Genomic DNA, 14600 nt, shown 5'->3' on the forward strand with positions numbered 1-14600 from the left:
TTGCGGGATTTGGGTATGCGGGGGTTAGGGGTAGCGTTGGGCGTCGTACTGGCTTTATTGGCCAGTGCTTCTGCGCGCGCGCAAATCCAGTCGATCAATCCCGGCGTGATCCAGAACGACATCGACCGGCAGCGCCAGCAGCTCGAGCAGCGGAGCGCGCCCCCCAAGCTTCAGGGACCTGCCGTGATCGGCGGCGAGCGGGAAAAGCCCGGAATCCTCAAACCCGGCGGCCCCAAATTCCGGCTTCGCAAGATTGAGTTCGATTCCTCGAAATTCATCACGGCGGAAGAACTCGACGAGATCGCCAAGAAGTATGTCGGCCAGGACGCCGATATTTCGACGCTTCAGCAGGTCGTCGCCGACATCAATGCCATCTATGCCGAGCGCGGCATCGTCACCGGTATCGCCACGCTGCCGGAGCAGGACGCCAATGGCGGCATCGTCAAGATCAAGCTGACCGAAGGACGGCTGCAGAACACCACCATCACCGGCAACCAGCAGACCGCGAAGTGGTACATCCTCGATCGCGTCAAGGAGCCCGAAGGCGAGATCCTCGACGTTCCCAAGCTTAATCGCGATGTGCTCTGGTTCAACCGGACCAACGACGTCCAGGTCAAGGCGCTGCTGCAGCCCGGATCTAGCTTCGGCCTGACCGACCTGAATTTCGCGGTCATCGAACCGCCGGTCGATACGCTGCAATTGTTCGTCGACAACCAGGGCGTCCAGAACACCGGCCGGCAGGAAGGCGGCATGTTCTACAAGCGCCATGGCCTGCTCGGCGTCGACGACCGCCTGACGTTCTACGGCGTGCGGTCGGACGGCAACCTCAACGGCAATGTCGCCTACAACATCCCGATCAACCCCTGGGGCGGTCGCGTTGGTGTCAGCTATACGGAAGGCCAGATCAAGATCGTGCAGGGCCCGTTCGTCTCGCTCGACGTCACTGGCCGGTCGATGCAGTCTGCCGTCAATTTCAGCCAGCCGCTCTGGGTTACCCAGAACTGGATGCTGTTGTTCAACGCGGCGGAGACGGAAGGCAACACGATGAGCCGGTTTTCGACCGTCGCCGTCACCAACGACCACTACGACAAGTCGACCGCCGGATTTGCGCTGACCAATTACGGCAACACCTATTCGTTCACGGTGTCGCCGGCGATGAACTACGTCGAATGGCACGACCACATTCTGTTCGGCAACCGCACCTTCAACACCTATACCGGCACCGCGGTCGGGACTGCGACCGGGCCGGCCAACTTCAGCGCCACCGTGCTGGGAAGCTGGCAATATTCGCCGACGCATCTGTTGCCCGGCGACCAGATCTTCTCGATCGGCGGCCCGACCACCGTGCGCGGCTATCCCACCAATGCGGTCGCCGGCGACAGCGGCTACTACGTCAACGCCGAGCTGCACTACAACTGGTCGGCCATCCTCAAGGGGCTCGATACCTACCTCTTCACCGACTGGGGCGCGGTGTTCTCGACCTTCCCGGGGATCGTGGAGTTGAATTCGGTCGGGGGAGGGTTCTCCTGGACCTTCGCACCCTCGATCACGCTCGAGGCCAGCTACGCCACGCCGTTGAAGCTCGCCGTCAGCACCCAACGGCATTATGAGGCCTACACACGCCTCACATTCCGGCCCTTGCTGATGTTCCCGAAGGTTGCGGCGGCACAGTGATCTCGGACCGGTTGATGCCGACGGGCTCCTCTTGATCGAAGCGTCATGATCGTGCAGCAATCGGGCCAATGGCTGCGAGGGAACGCTTTGTCCGCTGAATTTTCTGAAGAATTGGATCCTGGCATTGCATTGCAGCCGCGCCGGGGTTGGATTTTTCGATTGATCGCCGCACTCGGTGGCCTGGTGATCTTTGCCGGGGCGGCCGCCTATCTGTTTCTCAACTACTACGACCGTCTGCTTGACACAGCGCCGGCTGCGCAACTGCCGATCGCCGTGAGCGTCGAGGAAACCGTCTCGCTGGAGGATTTCAGGTCCTTTCAGCAAGACCTGACCGCGAAGCTCGAAGGGCTACATCAGGCTACTGCAGATCAGCAGGCTGACCTGCGAAGGCTCGCCGATCAGGTATCCGCTTTGGCCGCCAAGGTGGATAACCTCCAAAATGCCGCGGTTTCGGCTCCGATTCGGCCGCCGGTCGTGGCCATGAGCAAAAAGCCGGCTGCAAAAAGGCAACCCGCCAGCACGATTTCCGTCGGCGGAGCGCCGTTGCCCGCGCAAACCCGTCAATAGCGGCTGATCATGTTGAGGCCGCCTTAGCGGTTTCCCTTGCAGTGCCTTGCCAGACGGACCTAAGCTGTCTCCCTAGATCAGAACAGGGAGTGACGACGTTGGCGACAGGCACCGTAAAGTGGTTCAATGCAACAAAGGGCTTCGGATTCATCCAGCCCGACACCGGCGGCAAGGACGTGTTCGTCCATATTTCGGCTGTGGAGAAGGCCGGGCTCAGCAACCTCAACGAGGGCGCCAAAGTGAGCTACGAAGTCGTCGCCAACCGCGGCAAGGAATCGGCTGAAAATCTCAGGGTCGGCTAAGCCGAACTTCGGAAGCTAAACTCCATCTTAATTCGGGTTTGACAGCGTGGAGTGGTCGCGGTCTTCGTAACTCACACCCCGACCTAACAGAGCCGCCGCTGAACAGCTTCAGCGGCGGCTTTTTGTCGAGTCCCTGTAGATCGTCTCGTGCCCATGGACCATTGACGCGCGGGCGGGCAGGGCGCCGGCAAGCCGCAACGTTGCCAAACTTTCACTTGGTAGGTCAGGGCCGGCCAGAGACAATGGGGACATCAACGGAGAATAGGGGGCCCTCCCGATGTCGACGCTGCAAGACGGCGAAATGGAGCAGCTCTCACGCTTGCTCGCACGCGGCAGTCTAGGCAACGCGCGGGAGATTTCCCGGCTGTTGAAAGCCGAGTTGAGCGATCAGGCAGAGGTCCGGACCGGCATGGATTTGCGGTCGCACTTCACTTTCTTGCGTTCGTCGCTTCTGGGCAGGTAGCCCGCGCGAAGTCGGCCGCTCAGTGATGTGGTGGCGATCCCAGCAGGATTCGAACCTGCAACCCACGGAGTAGAAATCCGTTTATCTTACTGCAAAATCAATACCTTAAGCACGGCGTGTTGCTGACGTGTTGCGAACAGCCGGCGGTCATCAAGTGCGGCCGATGGCCGACGAATCGAGTGAGGCCGCGAGCGCTCGCAAGTTGGGGTCATCTATCGCCTCATTATCGAACAGCCTATCAGCCACGGCTTTTAAAAGTGGGTAGTTGGTAACATTCACAAAAAATGCGTCGCACTCACTCTGTCCTTTCTCGATGAATTGCTCCGCTTTGGTCGAAGCCGTTTCGAGAAGTGCTGCGTATCCCCGCATATGATCTTGGTCACCATAGTCGTTGCGGCGTTCAAGTGGCCTCAGTTCGTCAGGTTGGCGGGTCCAGAAAATCAACTCAGCAAACGTCCCTGCCGCCGAGACGAAAATCAGATCTTGAAGCGCTTTCCGATGCTGAGGATTTGTTTGATCTGGATTAAGGGGACCATAGCCAAATTTCGTGTGGCCTTTGCAGCGCGGGTAGGGTTCCATGAATACGCTGATATCCTTCGCCCCTACAGCCAGCGCGGCGAGTGCGTGTCCAGCTTCGTGAAAGCAGCCTGACATGTAATATCGATTGTCGTCGATATTCATATCGGGAGACTTCGTGGGTTTACTGCCGGTAGTCATACGGAGCCTAGAAGCCGGAGTTCTACACCTTCAGCGGCCCGCTGATCAGCCTCAGGGTCCGCAAACAGGTGACCATAGGTATCGAATGTCACCTTGATCGAGCTATGGCCCATAAGCGTCTGTATCTGCTTGGGGTTGTGGCCTTGCTCGATCCACAGGGAGGCGCAAGCGTGGCGCAGGGCGTGCAAGCCGTATTTGGCGACGGTGATAACCACCGAATTGCCCGAAGCATCCAGAGCCTCCCGCTGAGCGGTTATTCCGGCATCGATCTGTATTGGCGCGAAGCCGCGATCGATCAGGTTGGCGTAGGACTCGACCTTTCCGATCCCGTTGGGGAAAACGAGACCTAGATCGCCTTTGGGGCAAAGCAGCTTCCATTCCCGGAGGGCGTTCAGGACCAGCGAGGAAAGCCGGAGCGACCGATAAGCGGCCTTAGACTTTAGCTTGCCGATTTTGTGGGATGCGTCCGCCCGTTGAGTGACGTTGATCAGGCGGGCGTCAAAATCCACATCCTGCCAACGGAGTCCACGCAGTTCGCTGGCCCGCAATCCGCAGAACACGGCGACCAGTACCAGGGCGCGCCAGAAGCGGCTGGTTCGGGCGGTTGCGCCCGTAATTATCGCCTGCAGTTCGGCTTTGGTGGGGATGACGGGACGGGGGTCATTACGTTGGGGAAGGTCCAATTCCAACCCGACCGTTGGCGCAACATTCGATAGGCCGCGGCGGCGGGCATCTTTGAAGATCGCACCGAGCGAGCGCATAACCCGCTTGATCATTTCGGCTGAACGGCCGGCTTCGCGAAGCTGATCGGCGAAGGCGTTGCAGGCCGGCACGGTGAGGTCCGAAAGCTTTTTAGCGCCGATAAATGGGTAAATGTGCAGGTCGCAGTGCTCCTCGTAACCCTTGATGGTCATAGCTTCGAGCATCTTATCGCGGCAGCGCTTGATCCAGAGCGCACCGGCTTCGCGAACGGTCGGCGAAACGCTGCCCGGTGTGTGAAGGCCGCGGACAAGATCGTGCCGTGTCTCGGTGAGCCACGCTTCGCCGTCGCTCTTGCGATCAAACATCTTGAAACGGCGGTTTCCGGCACCGTCAACGTAGCCGGCTTGCCAACGAATAAGACCGGAGGGAAGTTTGCGCTTGCGGACGGTGGCCATCACGCAGTCTCCGGTTTTTGCTCAATGCGAGCGTAAAGCTTTTCGAGGTCAATGATTATGTGGGCTGCAAATGCTGGTGAGTCCTGCAGCAGGGCCAGCAATTCTTTCGGGTCGCGCAACTCAATTCCGGTGATTTCACCAGAGCGGCTGAAGATCAGATATTTTTTGCGATCCGTTGGCTCATGCAGGATCTTGGCGGCTTTGGCCCATCCGGCGAACCATCGGGCTTTGATCGGCTGGACGCCAAGGCAGTCCATCAGTTCCAGCAAGACCAAGGCTTCGATCAGTGCCTTTTCAGGGTAGGAGCGGGAGCGGCCGGTGCCTGGGTTCTTGTCGCCCAATGGTTCCAACAAACTATCCTTGGTCCAATTGCGGATGCGGTCAGCCATAAGGTCCGGCCGTTCCCCGGGTCTCGCGATGCGCTCGGCAAGTTCCGCAACCGTGAAGGTGCGCATTGGTCCGTGATCCTTGTTGACGTAAAAAGTATAGCTTACCGTTTACGCTTGTCAAATCACCGAAGCGCCTGTTACTCGGGAGGAGAGGCCGAGGGCACTGATTTGGGTTCCTTAGGTAAACCGTACTTTTAACGCTCAGGGAAAACGATGTCACAAATTGACGAAGATGCTGAAACCCCGCTCAAGGACGATACGCTGTACGGAGCGAAAGAAATCGCAAACTTCCTCGGATGCACACAGCGAAAGGTCTTTTACTACAAGGAAAAAAAGCTGGTCCCGCTGGGCTGCATCGGAAGCCAGATCATCGGCTCAAAGCGCGCCCTTCGCCTTCACTTCAAGGCGCAAATGGTCGGGGCTGAATAGCGAAGTTGACCCTGAGCGGGTCCAATCCAACTTATTTGTATGAAGCGCGCCCCGCGAGGGACGTGGCCCACCGAAACGCCGGCCAATGCGTTTTTTTTGCAAGCTGCCATCCGGGGACGGACGCGGCACGCTGAATGCCCCGGGGACGGGTGCATCCCACTCACATCATCGCAACCGATCAAACCCGCACCAACGGGCTAACGTCATGTGTGGAGCACGACCCTTATGGACCCCCAAAAACGACTTCCGCCAAACGGAAAACTACAAATTATTTTGGTGCTCTGGTTTCTCGCAGCGCTTATTAACGCGGGATGCCCGCGATGAGACATCGCCAGCACCTGCCAAACAGACGCACCAGCCTTACGATCAATTTCGAATTTGAAAGCCAGCATTACCGGGCAACAGCAAGCCGGTTCGACGATGGCCGGATTGGCGAAATCTTCCTAGATGCTGGGAAGGTTGGCTCTGCCCTGCAACAGCACGCATCAACTAGCGCGATCTTAACCTCGCTCCTCCTACAGCACGGGGTTTCGCCTGGAACGATCCATGACGCTGTTGGCGGCCCCATCGCCATCGCGCTCGAACACTTCGCCAAAATCGCCGTGCTCGCATCAGGCTGGCAATCTAGATGAGCATCAACGGCGGCCGATTTGCAGTGAGCAGGGGCGTCTTTGATCACCCCGTGTTCAAGATGGAACCTTTCACAGAACGCGAAGCTTGGATCTGGATTATCGCTCAAGCTGCCTGGAAGCCGCGACAAGTGCGGGCCACGAGCGGTCGCAGCGTTCAGATGGTCGAACTTGATCGAGGGCAGTTTTGCTTGGCTCTTCGATTTATTCAGGCTGCATGGCTTTGGCCATCTGAAAAGCGTGTACGGACGTTTTTAAACCGACTCGAAAGGGAAGGGATGATTGCCGTGCAAAGGGACGCACTACAGAACATCGTAACTGTCTGCAATTATAACGCTTATCAGTTCGCGACTTCTGAAACGGACACACAAAGCGACGCACAATCGGACGCGCAAGAGAAGCGCAATGGACGCAAACTAAAGAAAGGAAACAAATCTAAGAACGATAAGAAATCTAAGGAAGTACTTACGCTCGGCTTCATCGATTGGTACGCGGTCTATCCGAGAAAGAAGCAACCGGATGACGCTCGAAGGGCGTACGCGAAGCTCATAGCCTCAGGCACCATCACGGAAGCCGAATTGCTTGATCGGACCAAGGCGTTTGCCGCATCGTGGAAACTGCGTCCGGCAGAAGATCAGAGGTTCATTCCGTACCCCGCGTCCTGGGTGAACAAAGCGGGCTATGCAGATGAGATAGATCGCGCACCAGTCGCTGTACCAATCCGTGGCGGGACCGGTAAACCGATCAGCCCTGAGCTTGCGGCCCGTCGTGAACATTTCGGGTTGTCGCCAGCCCGGCCGGGAAGTGTTGGTGATGCGCTGGAGCTAATGAGGTGTGAAGCTGAAGAGCGTGAACAAACAGACTGCGCAAGCGCTGCGCGGGTAGTGGGGTCATCCGGCAGCTCCGTCATCGCCACGGACGATATTGATTTCAGCTTACCATGGTTGACGCGACCGATGCTTAGATAGGGCAAGGGCTGGAACAAGCCGGGCGGGCCGATTGGGGAGAACGCCTGAGGTTTATGACATCTCAGAGCAACGCAAAAGGCTGCTGCCGCTCTGGTGATGCGCAAGCGCTGCGACCTCGCGTACGGCCAGACCTCCCAGAAGGAATCGCTGGTACCAGCGTACGAGGTCCGGCTAAGCTGCAGTGAAGTAAGGGGGAAGACAATGAGGACGTTTTGCTTCGGATTCTTGATCACGCTAGCGCTCATCCCGACTTGCTTTGCTCAGCAAGATGTAAAGCGGCCAGACACGACACCAAAATCACTTCCGGTGGTCAGCCTCGACTGCTATGCGTCGTATGGGACGGTGGTTGGGCTTGCACCAGCGGCATATGATGAAATTGCCATCGATGGTGACAATTTCGAAAAACCAATTCCCCGCTATAGACTTCACGTGGTGGACAACTCGGTTCTTAAAATCATCCGTGACCCGGCCCGCAGCGCCTTGCGGAAAGAAGTCGGAAAATATGCCTCAGAAATGACCCGCGACTTCACGAACAAACACCAGATCGTCGGCTGGAAAGAAGATGTCCCAGGCGGCCGTGACCTTTACACCGTCAATTTCGACGACCGGCTCTTCAGCGTTGTCGAAATTAGAACGGCAATGGCAAAGACGGTAACGCTGCACGTCTATCAATGTAAGCCATCGGCGGTCGCACCGAAGGCCGAGTAGACGGTCTGTGCTATCGCTCGGTACGAGTGCCAGCCCTTCCACGCCCGCAACAGCTTTTCAGGGGCATCGCACCGGCAACGGATTCCCTTATTCAGCGTGAGTAGCGGATATCGTATCTGTGGGTGCTGAAATTGGTTTGCAAATTCAGTGGCTTGTAGAGCGTGTTGCGTTGGTGTTGCGTGAGAGTTCCTGAGCGTAACCATTGCGAATTTCTGGGACTTCCACCGCAACACGTTTTTGCGCACTCAATGGGACCGCGCTGATTTGCGCCCCACTGATGACGAGGAAGTCCCCATGGCACAGGCCAGCCATTCCCTGACAGCAACCGGAATCGAACCGGCAACACCGCTTGAACGCCTGCATGCTGAGCGTGCGGGACTCGCCAGTGAGCTTGCCGCCCTGAGCGCATCAGCGGACCGGTTGCGGGGAACAGCGAACGCTGAGGCCGCTGTGGTCCGTGAAATCGCAGAGATGGGCAATGCCGAAATCGCCGCCATGACGGGCTGGGCATCCGGTGGCTGTGTCGGCGATGCCCCGGCACCGGATCAAAAACAGCGCCGCTCCCTCGCTGAGAAGTTGATGGCCGCTCAGTCGGCCGCTGCCGCCGCAAAAGGGGCCGGCCACGATATCGACCATCAGATCAGCCAACGGAACGATCAACTCGGCATCGTCAACCGACAGATCGAGAAAGCTTCGCTCGACGCCATGCAAGCGGACTTTCGCGCCTTAACCGACCAGCATCTAGCCGCGGTGGAGGTGGTCCGCAGCGTGTCAGCAAGGTTGTTCGGGCTGTGCAGCTACCTTTCGAACGAAGGCCGCCGCCGGATCGATCGCGGCGACACAGAAGGCGGCAAGGCGTACCTCGCCCGCGCTGAGGCGCTAACAACGAACAAGCTACCAAGCATCGGCGTGACGCAAGGCGAGATCATCCAAGCCGCGAATGATTGGTCCCGCCGCGCCGCTGATTTGCGCAACGGCGGTCCGGCACGATGACCCTTCAGGAAGCTCTCGCCATCGCGGCTCAGGCCAAACCAAAGCACCAGCATCGGCAACCCCTGGACAAGCTGCAGGGGAGTAGTGCAGCCGCGCAACTCGCAACTGATGCGACAGCGCTGAGCAAGCGCTTCGATAGCGTGGAAGAAACAGCATCGTCTCTGCAGAAGCGCGTCGATCAAATCGCCGCTGACGTCGAATACCTCGAAAACTTCAAACCGGGTGCGCCCGCAAGGAAACCATTGCAATGAATCACATGCTTCAGCACCGCGCCGCCGCGGCCATGGCCGATATTGAAAGCGCCCGCACCCCGCTTGAGAAACACCGCGCGAGGCAGGAAGGTCTTGCCGTCAAAGCTGATCTGGAAAAGCTGATCGGTGACGACAATGCCCTTGCCGTATTCAAGGCCACGCGGCCACAGAGCGCCTTCGGTGTGTGGAAGGGGGCTCCTGTTCATGACCGGCCGGTGTTCATGACCGGACCTGCGGGCACCAAGATCACCGGACCGATCACATTGCCGGATGGCACGAAAGCAGCCCCGAACCCGCAAGGTCAGATTGTGGTTGCGATGCCGATGGTGCCCGCGATGATCGCGCGGGGCTTTTTCAGAGCGAACAGCGTCATCACTGAGCTGGACACAACGATGCCAGACCCCGCGCGACCCAACGCATAGGCAACGACAATGTCGGGCAATCAAACACTCATTCCCATGAAGGTCGCGGCCGGCATGTCAGTGCCGTCACAGGTGCATCTTCCGGACGCAAGCGTCGTCTTCCCGGATGCTACTGGACAGATCATGTGCCCTGCGTTGTTCGTCGTCTCATTGATGAACGCCGGGTTTCAAATCGTTGTTGCTGGCGGCACCACTCACGTTCCGTAGCGCGACCGTCCCCCGCGCTATTCGGACGGCCGGACCGTTCCTCCAGAGGTTCAGGTCCGGCCACCATTCTCAAAAAAGGGTTGAAATGAAATCGACAATCGCCAGCCATCCGGACAAACCCGCAATCGAAAGCGGGCTGGCGCGGCGCGTTGCCTTGCGCAAGTTGGCCCGGCGCTTCGGCGTCTCAATCGATGCCCTGCACCGGCACAAAAAGAGGCTTTTGCGGGACGCCCCCGAAATGTTCCTCGCAGTGCAGGCAAGAGATTGGAAGGTCAAGCCCGAAGAACTTGAAGCCCTTCGCCTGGAAACATCAGAGGGCTGGCTGGCAAACGTCCGCGCCGATCTTGGCAAGGTTCTCTATTATCGTGACGTCTGTATCGCCGATGACGACCATCAGGCCGCGGCGCATTGGACCGGGCATGCGCGCAAATACTTCGAGATGATCGGTCATGCCGCTGAGCAGCTAAAGGCGCACTCGATCAACATCCAGAATAATTTCTATAACTCGCCAGACTATTGGCTGATCCAAAATGCGATCTTGGCGGCGCTGACCGATCATCCGGCAGCGCGTGCTGATGTATTACGCGCCCTTGAGGGAGTCGGCAGTGGCGCGGCACCGGCAATGATCACCGTGTCTCCGGTGCAGCATGAGGCGGCAGCATGAGTACCGCCGATATCGCGCGCAATTTCGTCGAGATGGCGAAATTTGATTGGTCGCACCATGCGCGGCCTAGCCAACTCGCACCGCGGGGCGACTGGTTCTGCTGGTTGATCCTCGCAGGCCGCGGTTTCGGCAAGACCCGCACCGGCGCGGAATGGGTACGGTCAATGATGTGCGGTACCACGCCGTTAGGAGCGGGCAGATATCGGCATCTCGCGTTGGTTGCCGAAACTGCGGCCGATGCTCGTGACGTTATGGTCGGCGACGGCAAAGGCCCCGGGGAAGGGTCCGGCATCCTGCAGGTCCATCCCAAGGATTTCATGCCGGTCTATGAAAGCTCGAAACGTCGCCTGACGTGGCCAAACGGTGCCATCGCTACGCTCTACAACGGCACCGAACCGGAACAGCTTCGCGGTCCTGAGCATGACGGGGCTTGGATCGACGAACTGGCGAAATTTGCGCTGGCGCAAGACGTCTGGGATCAATTGCAATTTGGTCTGCGGCTTGGTTCACAGCCCCGCGTCCTGATCACCACCACACCGAAACCGACCCGACTGCTTAAGGCCATCATCGCTGATCCTAAAACGCACGTCACCCGAGGTCGCACCGCAGACAATATCGCCAACCTGGCCCCGACTTTTGTGTCCAGTATCATGGCTCGCTATGCGGGCACGCGCCTAGGCCGGCAGGAGCTTGACGCGGAATTGCTCGAAGATACGCCCGGGGCGCTTTGGAAGCTCTCGGATATAGAAGCAGCCCGCATTTTGCCGGCGCAATTGCCGGTCTTGCGACGCATTGTGGTTGCCATCGATCCCGCCGTTTCGAACAATGAGAACAGCGACGAAACGGGGATCATTGTCGCGGGCCGTGCCGATGATGGTCATGCCTACGTTATTGCGGACTATTCGCTGAAGGCTTCACCGGACGGTTGGGCGCGCGAGGCCGTCAAAGCTTACCATTTGCATCACGCGGACCGGATCATCGCTGAGGTCAACAATGGCGGTGCCCTCGTTGAGGCCACGGTCCGCACGGTCGATCCGAATGTCTCCTATCGCGCTGTGCACGCCAGTCGGGGCAAGGCGGTCCGCGCTGAACCAATCGCTGCACTTTATGAGCAGCGCCGCGTCCACCACACAGGCACCTTTCCCATGCTTGAAGATCAGATGTCAGCCTTTACCAGCGACTTTGATCGCGGCAGAGCAGGGTATTCGCCGGATCATGTTGACGCGCTTGTGTGGGCTCTGAGCGAGCTTATGGTCGAACCGGTCGCTGGTTGGGGCTTGATCGAATTCACCCGACTGGAAGCGGAACGGGAAAATATGCCCCGGGCCGGTGCGAATGATCCTTCAACCTTCACAGTAACTCTCAGGGCTCCAGCGGATTGCTCATTCGTCCACCTGATGTCAGGGCGAGGCGTGCCCGTTCCGGCAGACCGGCTGGTGGCAATGTCGGTTGAGGATAGCAAGCCGTTGGTGGGCATCGGCTGGACTACAAATAATTTGGAGAACTCCAATTTTTGATGATGGAGGCAAAGCGGTCATTGCGAAAAACGGCTGACAAGTCTGCTTTTGGACCGACAGCGGACCTAGTACCGGCTAAGCCCCTCGATTTATGTAAGCATGTAGCCGCTCTACTGGATCGTCGTTCAATCGATATGGACGGCGGCCCGCATGGGCCAGCGCTTCATCTAGCTGCCGAACTCGCGTAGCGCGAGCATCCAGATAGAAAGTTTGCTGCTCTGGAGAAAGGTTCGGCGGCAACGTAATCATGGCGCGAATATCGGTCGCAAACTGCGAGTCTTTAGCCTTCTCAGCCGCACGCGCTAGTATTTCTAAATCTCGATGGATATCCGCCAGTTCAAATGAACCGATACTCGCTTGCAAGTTTGACGCGATGTTCTCCAATGTAGTTGCGCATTTGCGAGCAACATCCGTCCAACCTCCGGCCAGCGCATCGATCCCTAGAATAGTCAGATGGGCGGTGGCGTCAGAGATATGGTGCCTGCGAGCTGAACCGCCCGCTGGGAACAGGCCTGACATCCAAGTTATTTGAGATTTCAAATCATCTTCGATAGTTGATACGAAGGTCTCCGCACCTTCCGGCGGATGCTTTAGTTCATGAAGCAGTATCCGACACACGGCATCCAACGAGTCGGCTACATACTTTCCGAGAAGCGTTCCTTTGAAGTCAACATCGCTCAAGCTTCTGAAATGGCCGCGAATCACCTCCATAGCGTCCGATAGGTCGCTGAATGGGTCGGACCATGGCCGTTCTCCATCGACAGAAATATTTTGGACAACACTTTGCAATAACATCGGAATGCTAGCTTCGAATCCCAGGTCGTATGCTGGGAAGGTTTGAAGGCGACGATTTCCATTGCTGTCGGCCATCACTTCGAAGGGAACGATTTGGACGATTCGTAGAAGTGTTGATTTAAGAGAGTCGGCGTCAAAACCGTCATTCTCGATTTCGAACTTGATTGAACGCAGCATCGCACCAATCGAACGAAATACATTGGTCTGGTTCGACTTTGCCATTCCGTCTATTGCGACGGCGAAAAGCGTTTCGTTGATCTGCTCTGCAACGCCAGTGAGTTCAATTTCGGGGGGCCTGTTAAGCAGGATGGAATTGAGGCTTGTGATCGCGCGCAATGTCGCGTCGTTCATGTTCGCTGCTAAAGTGGAGCGGACCGCACGGTCCAAATAAAAACTTGCCGCGAATGCCAATGGGGCAATCCGTTGACCGCCGACTCCGCGCGCTTCAATCGACATTGCGTACAATGCCATTCGTCCGATTGTGGATATCGAATGCTGAACGATTCTTTCATTCCTAGACGCGATGGCGTCGTCGATTATGTGCTGAATACTTTCATATACCGGATTCAAAACGTCTGAAATATCGCTCAATGCGCCCGCAAACAGAAATTCGGGATCGATATGCAGCGTGACACTTTTCTTGCGCAACTCAGAGTAATCAATCGCTATTGATTCGAGCGCATCAATTGTTTCAGTGGCAGCGTTAGAATCTCGCCGAGCGATAAATCTGTGAGCGAATTCTTCAAGCTGCGACGACCAGTACTGGAGTGTCTTCGGCAAGTTTGTTCCGGTAATCGCCTTTGCGTGTAGCATTAGATCGCCCGGACTGGTTCGTCCGGCGGCGGCGACCTGCATAGCCACTAATTTGTCAGCGATGCGGCCGACTAACCGCGCATGTCGTTTGCTATCAATGACGATACGCTTGATGGCGGATTCGGGAGCTAATAGATCGAGAGTCGAAACATAGAACCGTCGTAGTGCGTCAAATGAGATTCCGAGCAATATAAATTGAATGCTCAAGGATGCTTTAGCGTCCAACCAATTTACCCAGCTACTTCCAAGCAGAAGAGAAAGCATTGTGGTGGCGACCAGCACAAGAAAGACGCTGATGAGCGCACGGTCTTTTGCAAACAGCTTCAACACGCTGATAGAAAACAATTCAGCCGCCCGCTGTGCCGGTATGATGGAAAGCGATAGAACTAGCGCCAGCGCGGCACCGATAATTTGGGCTGCGGCAAGGTGGGTCTCACTGGCCTTAATATTTTGAGAATCAGCGAGAACTAAAAATGCCACGGTTATGAGGATCGATAGCAGTGTCGCCGATACAACTGTCGCTTTCGAAAGAATGGCATTAACTGCTTTTCTGCCCCGCAACTCGGATGTTAGCAGAGCTTTGAGAGTTTGAGCATGGACGCGGCGACGTGTCGCTCTAATTGAGCGACCGACGCGAAACCATAGTGACTGAGTCAACGGATCGACCGGCGACGTTTCGAGGCGTGTTCGCTTTTTTGGAAGCCGTCTTGCTGTTGAATTGCTTGCTTCGGTTGTTACCTCAGCATTGGTCGTGTTCTCGGCAGGTGTCTGCGGAGGTAGGCTTTCGCCTAGCTTGATGTGTGGAAAAACTTTATACATCGATGCCAACAAAATATCTGAAACAGTATAGTTGTTACGTGGCGCAGCCACAACTCCGAACGTGCACTGTAATTCGAAGGTCTAAAAAAATGACATAGCCGGGAGCTATCCCATCG

Annotated in this window: 17 protein-coding genes, 1 tRNA gene and 1 pseudogene; 14 read left to right on the plus strand and 5 right to left on the minus strand. The window is 57.1% G+C overall.

Annotated elements, in window-relative coordinates:
• Nucleotides 1–15 precede the first annotated feature (15 nt).
• The 4 genes from BLS26_RS34690 (at nucleotide 16) to BLS26_RS34705 (ending at nucleotide 3006) form a co-directional block, all read left to right on the plus strand.
• The gene (locus BLS26_RS34690) at nucleotides 16–1674 is read left to right on the plus strand and encodes a ShlB/FhaC/HecB family hemolysin secretion/activation protein (protein ID WP_092517146.1); all 1659 of its coding nucleotides are present in this window, start codon (nucleotides 16–18) and stop codon (nucleotides 1672–1674) included.
• A gap of 45 nt (nucleotides 1675–1719) precedes the next feature.
• The gene (locus tag BLS26_RS34695; RefSeq protein WP_157676679.1) at nucleotides 1720–2241 is read left to right on the plus strand and encodes a hypothetical protein; all 522 of its coding nucleotides are present in this window, start codon (nucleotides 1720–1722) and stop codon (nucleotides 2239–2241) included.
• 98 nt (nucleotides 2242–2339) lie between these two features.
• Entirely contained in the window at nucleotides 2340–2543 is a 204-nt protein-coding gene (locus BLS26_RS34700; protein ID WP_027540153.1) for a cold-shock protein, read from the plus strand.
• A gap of 277 nt (nucleotides 2544–2820) precedes the next feature.
• Nucleotides 2821–3006, plus strand: coding sequence for a hypothetical protein (locus BLS26_RS34705; protein ID WP_092517150.1), 186 nt, complete (start codon nucleotides 2821–2823; stop codon nucleotides 3004–3006).
• A 31-nt stretch (nucleotides 3007–3037) separates the two neighbouring features.
• Here BLS26_RS34705 and BLS26_RS34710 read toward each other — a convergent pair.
• From BLS26_RS34710 to BLS26_RS34730, 4 genes are all read right to left on the minus strand, one after another.
• Nucleotides 3038–3111 (minus strand) — tRNA-Ser (locus BLS26_RS34710).
• Between the two features lie 45 nt (nucleotides 3112–3156).
• Complete coding sequence (locus BLS26_RS36170) at nucleotides 3157–3687, minus strand: hypothetical protein (protein WP_157676680.1); 531 nt, start codon at nucleotides 3685–3687, stop codon at nucleotides 3157–3159.
• 32 nt (nucleotides 3688–3719) lie between these two features.
• The gene (locus BLS26_RS34725; protein ID WP_092517158.1) at nucleotides 3720–4880 is read right to left on the minus strand and encodes a site-specific integrase; all 1161 of its coding nucleotides are present in this window, start codon (nucleotides 4878–4880) and stop codon (nucleotides 3720–3722) included.
• Nucleotides 4880–5335 (minus strand): hypothetical protein, encoded by a 456-nt coding sequence (locus BLS26_RS34730; protein ID WP_092517160.1) that lies wholly within the window; start codon nucleotides 5333–5335, stop codon nucleotides 4880–4882. Before BLS26_RS34730 ends, BLS26_RS34725 begins: the two co-directional genes overlap by 1 nt.
• A 147-nt stretch (nucleotides 5336–5482) precedes the next feature.
• Between BLS26_RS34730 and BLS26_RS34735 the strand changes: the two genes are divergently transcribed.
• The 10 genes and pseudogenes from BLS26_RS34735 to BLS26_RS34775 all read left to right on the plus strand — a co-directional run.
• On the plus strand, nucleotides 5483–5698 hold the full coding sequence (locus BLS26_RS34735; protein ID WP_092517162.1) for a hypothetical protein: 216 nt from the start codon (nucleotides 5483–5485) through the stop codon (nucleotides 5696–5698).
• 320 nt (nucleotides 5699–6018) lie between these two features.
• Nucleotides 6019–6330 (plus strand): hypothetical protein, encoded by a 312-nt coding sequence (locus BLS26_RS34740; RefSeq protein ID WP_092517164.1) that lies wholly within the window; start codon nucleotides 6019–6021, stop codon nucleotides 6328–6330.
• Complete coding sequence (locus tag BLS26_RS34745; RefSeq protein ID WP_092517166.1) at nucleotides 6327–7295, plus strand: hypothetical protein; 969 nt, start codon at nucleotides 6327–6329, stop codon at nucleotides 7293–7295. Before BLS26_RS34740 ends, BLS26_RS34745 begins: the two co-directional genes overlap by 4 nt.
• A gap of 201 nt (nucleotides 7296–7496) precedes the next feature.
• Nucleotides 7497–8003 carry a hypothetical protein gene (locus tag BLS26_RS34750; protein ID WP_157676681.1) on the plus strand — a complete coding sequence of 169 codons (507 nt, stop codon included), beginning with the start codon at nucleotides 7497–7499 and terminating at the stop codon, nucleotides 8001–8003.
• A 294-nt stretch (nucleotides 8004–8297) separates the two neighbouring features.
• Nucleotides 8298–8996 carry a hypothetical protein gene (locus tag BLS26_RS34755; protein WP_157676682.1) on the plus strand — a complete coding sequence of 233 codons (699 nt, stop codon included), beginning with the start codon at nucleotides 8298–8300 and terminating at the stop codon, nucleotides 8994–8996.
• On the plus strand, nucleotides 8993–9247 hold the full coding sequence (locus BLS26_RS34760; protein WP_092517172.1) for a hypothetical protein: 255 nt from the start codon (nucleotides 8993–8995) through the stop codon (nucleotides 9245–9247). Before BLS26_RS34755 ends, BLS26_RS34760 begins: the two co-directional genes overlap by 4 nt.
• Nucleotides 9244–9669 (plus strand): hypothetical protein, encoded by a 426-nt coding sequence (locus BLS26_RS34765; protein WP_092517174.1) that lies wholly within the window; start codon nucleotides 9244–9246, stop codon nucleotides 9667–9669. Before BLS26_RS34760 ends, BLS26_RS34765 begins: the two co-directional genes overlap by 4 nt.
• 9 nt (nucleotides 9670–9678) lie before the next feature.
• Complete coding sequence (locus BLS26_RS36175; RefSeq protein ID WP_157676683.1) at nucleotides 9679–9876, plus strand: hypothetical protein; 198 nt, start codon at nucleotides 9679–9681, stop codon at nucleotides 9874–9876.
• Between the two features lie 85 nt (nucleotides 9877–9961).
• Entirely contained in the window at nucleotides 9962–10540 is a 579-nt protein-coding gene (locus BLS26_RS34770) for a hypothetical protein (protein WP_092517176.1), read from the plus strand.
• Between the two features lie 32 nt (nucleotides 10541–10572).
• Nucleotides 10573–11796 (plus strand): annotated as a pseudogene (locus BLS26_RS34775) (DNA-packaging protein); the annotation flags it as partial.
• Between the two features lie 336 nt (nucleotides 11797–12132).
• On the opposite strand, the gene BLS26_RS34780 reads toward BLS26_RS34775, so the two are convergent.
• Entirely contained in the window at nucleotides 12133–14535 is a 2403-nt protein-coding gene (locus BLS26_RS34780) for a hypothetical protein (protein ID WP_157676684.1), read from the minus strand.
• Nucleotides 14536–14600 lie beyond the last annotated feature (65 nt).

The sequence above is a fragment of the Afipia sp. GAS231 genome (genome assembly GCF_900103365.1).
GTDB lineage: Bacteria > Pseudomonadota > Alphaproteobacteria > Rhizobiales > Xanthobacteraceae > Bradyrhizobium.

What these genes read in the sequence shown, in the direction of transcription:
- BLS26_RS34745 (WP_092517166.1), top strand. Translation starts at nt 6,327, where the DNA reads ATGAGCATCAACGGCGGCCGATTTGCAGTGAGCAGGGGCGTCTTTGAT.
- BLS26_RS34730 (WP_092517160.1), bottom strand. Translation starts at nt 5,335, where the DNA reads ATGCGCACCTTCACGGTTGCGGAACTTGCCGAGCGCATCGCGAGACCC.
- BLS26_RS34725 (WP_092517158.1), bottom strand. Translation starts at nt 4,880, where the DNA reads ATGGCCACCGTCCGCAAGCGCAAACTTCCCTCCGGTCTTATTCGTTGG.
- BLS26_RS34765 (WP_092517174.1), top strand. Translation starts at nt 9,244, where the DNA reads ATGAATCACATGCTTCAGCACCGCGCCGCCGCGGCCATGGCCGATATT.
- BLS26_RS34750 (WP_157676681.1), top strand. Translation starts at nt 7,497, where the DNA reads ATGAGGACGTTTTGCTTCGGATTCTTGATCACGCTAGCGCTCATCCCG.
- BLS26_RS34695 (WP_157676679.1), top strand. Translation starts at nt 1,720, where the DNA reads ATGATCGTGCAGCAATCGGGCCAATGGCTGCGAGGGAACGCTTTGTCC.
- BLS26_RS34755 (WP_157676682.1), top strand. Translation starts at nt 8,298, where the DNA reads ATGGCACAGGCCAGCCATTCCCTGACAGCAACCGGAATCGAACCGGCA.
- BLS26_RS34760 (WP_092517172.1), top strand. Translation starts at nt 8,993, where the DNA reads ATGACCCTTCAGGAAGCTCTCGCCATCGCGGCTCAGGCCAAACCAAAG.
- BLS26_RS34735 (WP_092517162.1), top strand. Translation starts at nt 5,483, where the DNA reads ATGTCACAAATTGACGAAGATGCTGAAACCCCGCTCAAGGACGATACG.
- BLS26_RS36175 (WP_157676683.1), top strand. Translation starts at nt 9,679, where the DNA reads ATGTCGGGCAATCAAACACTCATTCCCATGAAGGTCGCGGCCGGCATG.
- BLS26_RS36170 (WP_157676680.1), bottom strand. Translation starts at nt 3,687, where the DNA reads ATGAATATCGACGACAATCGATATTACATGTCAGGCTGCTTTCACGAA.
- BLS26_RS34705 (WP_092517150.1), top strand. Translation starts at nt 2,821, where the DNA reads ATGTCGACGCTGCAAGACGGCGAAATGGAGCAGCTCTCACGCTTGCTC.
- BLS26_RS34770 (WP_092517176.1), top strand. Translation starts at nt 9,962, where the DNA reads ATGAAATCGACAATCGCCAGCCATCCGGACAAACCCGCAATCGAAAGC.
- BLS26_RS34690 (WP_092517146.1), top strand. Translation starts at nt 16, where the DNA reads ATGCGGGGGTTAGGGGTAGCGTTGGGCGTCGTACTGGCTTTATTGGCC.
- BLS26_RS34740 (WP_092517164.1), top strand. Translation starts at nt 6,019, where the DNA reads ATGAGACATCGCCAGCACCTGCCAAACAGACGCACCAGCCTTACGATC.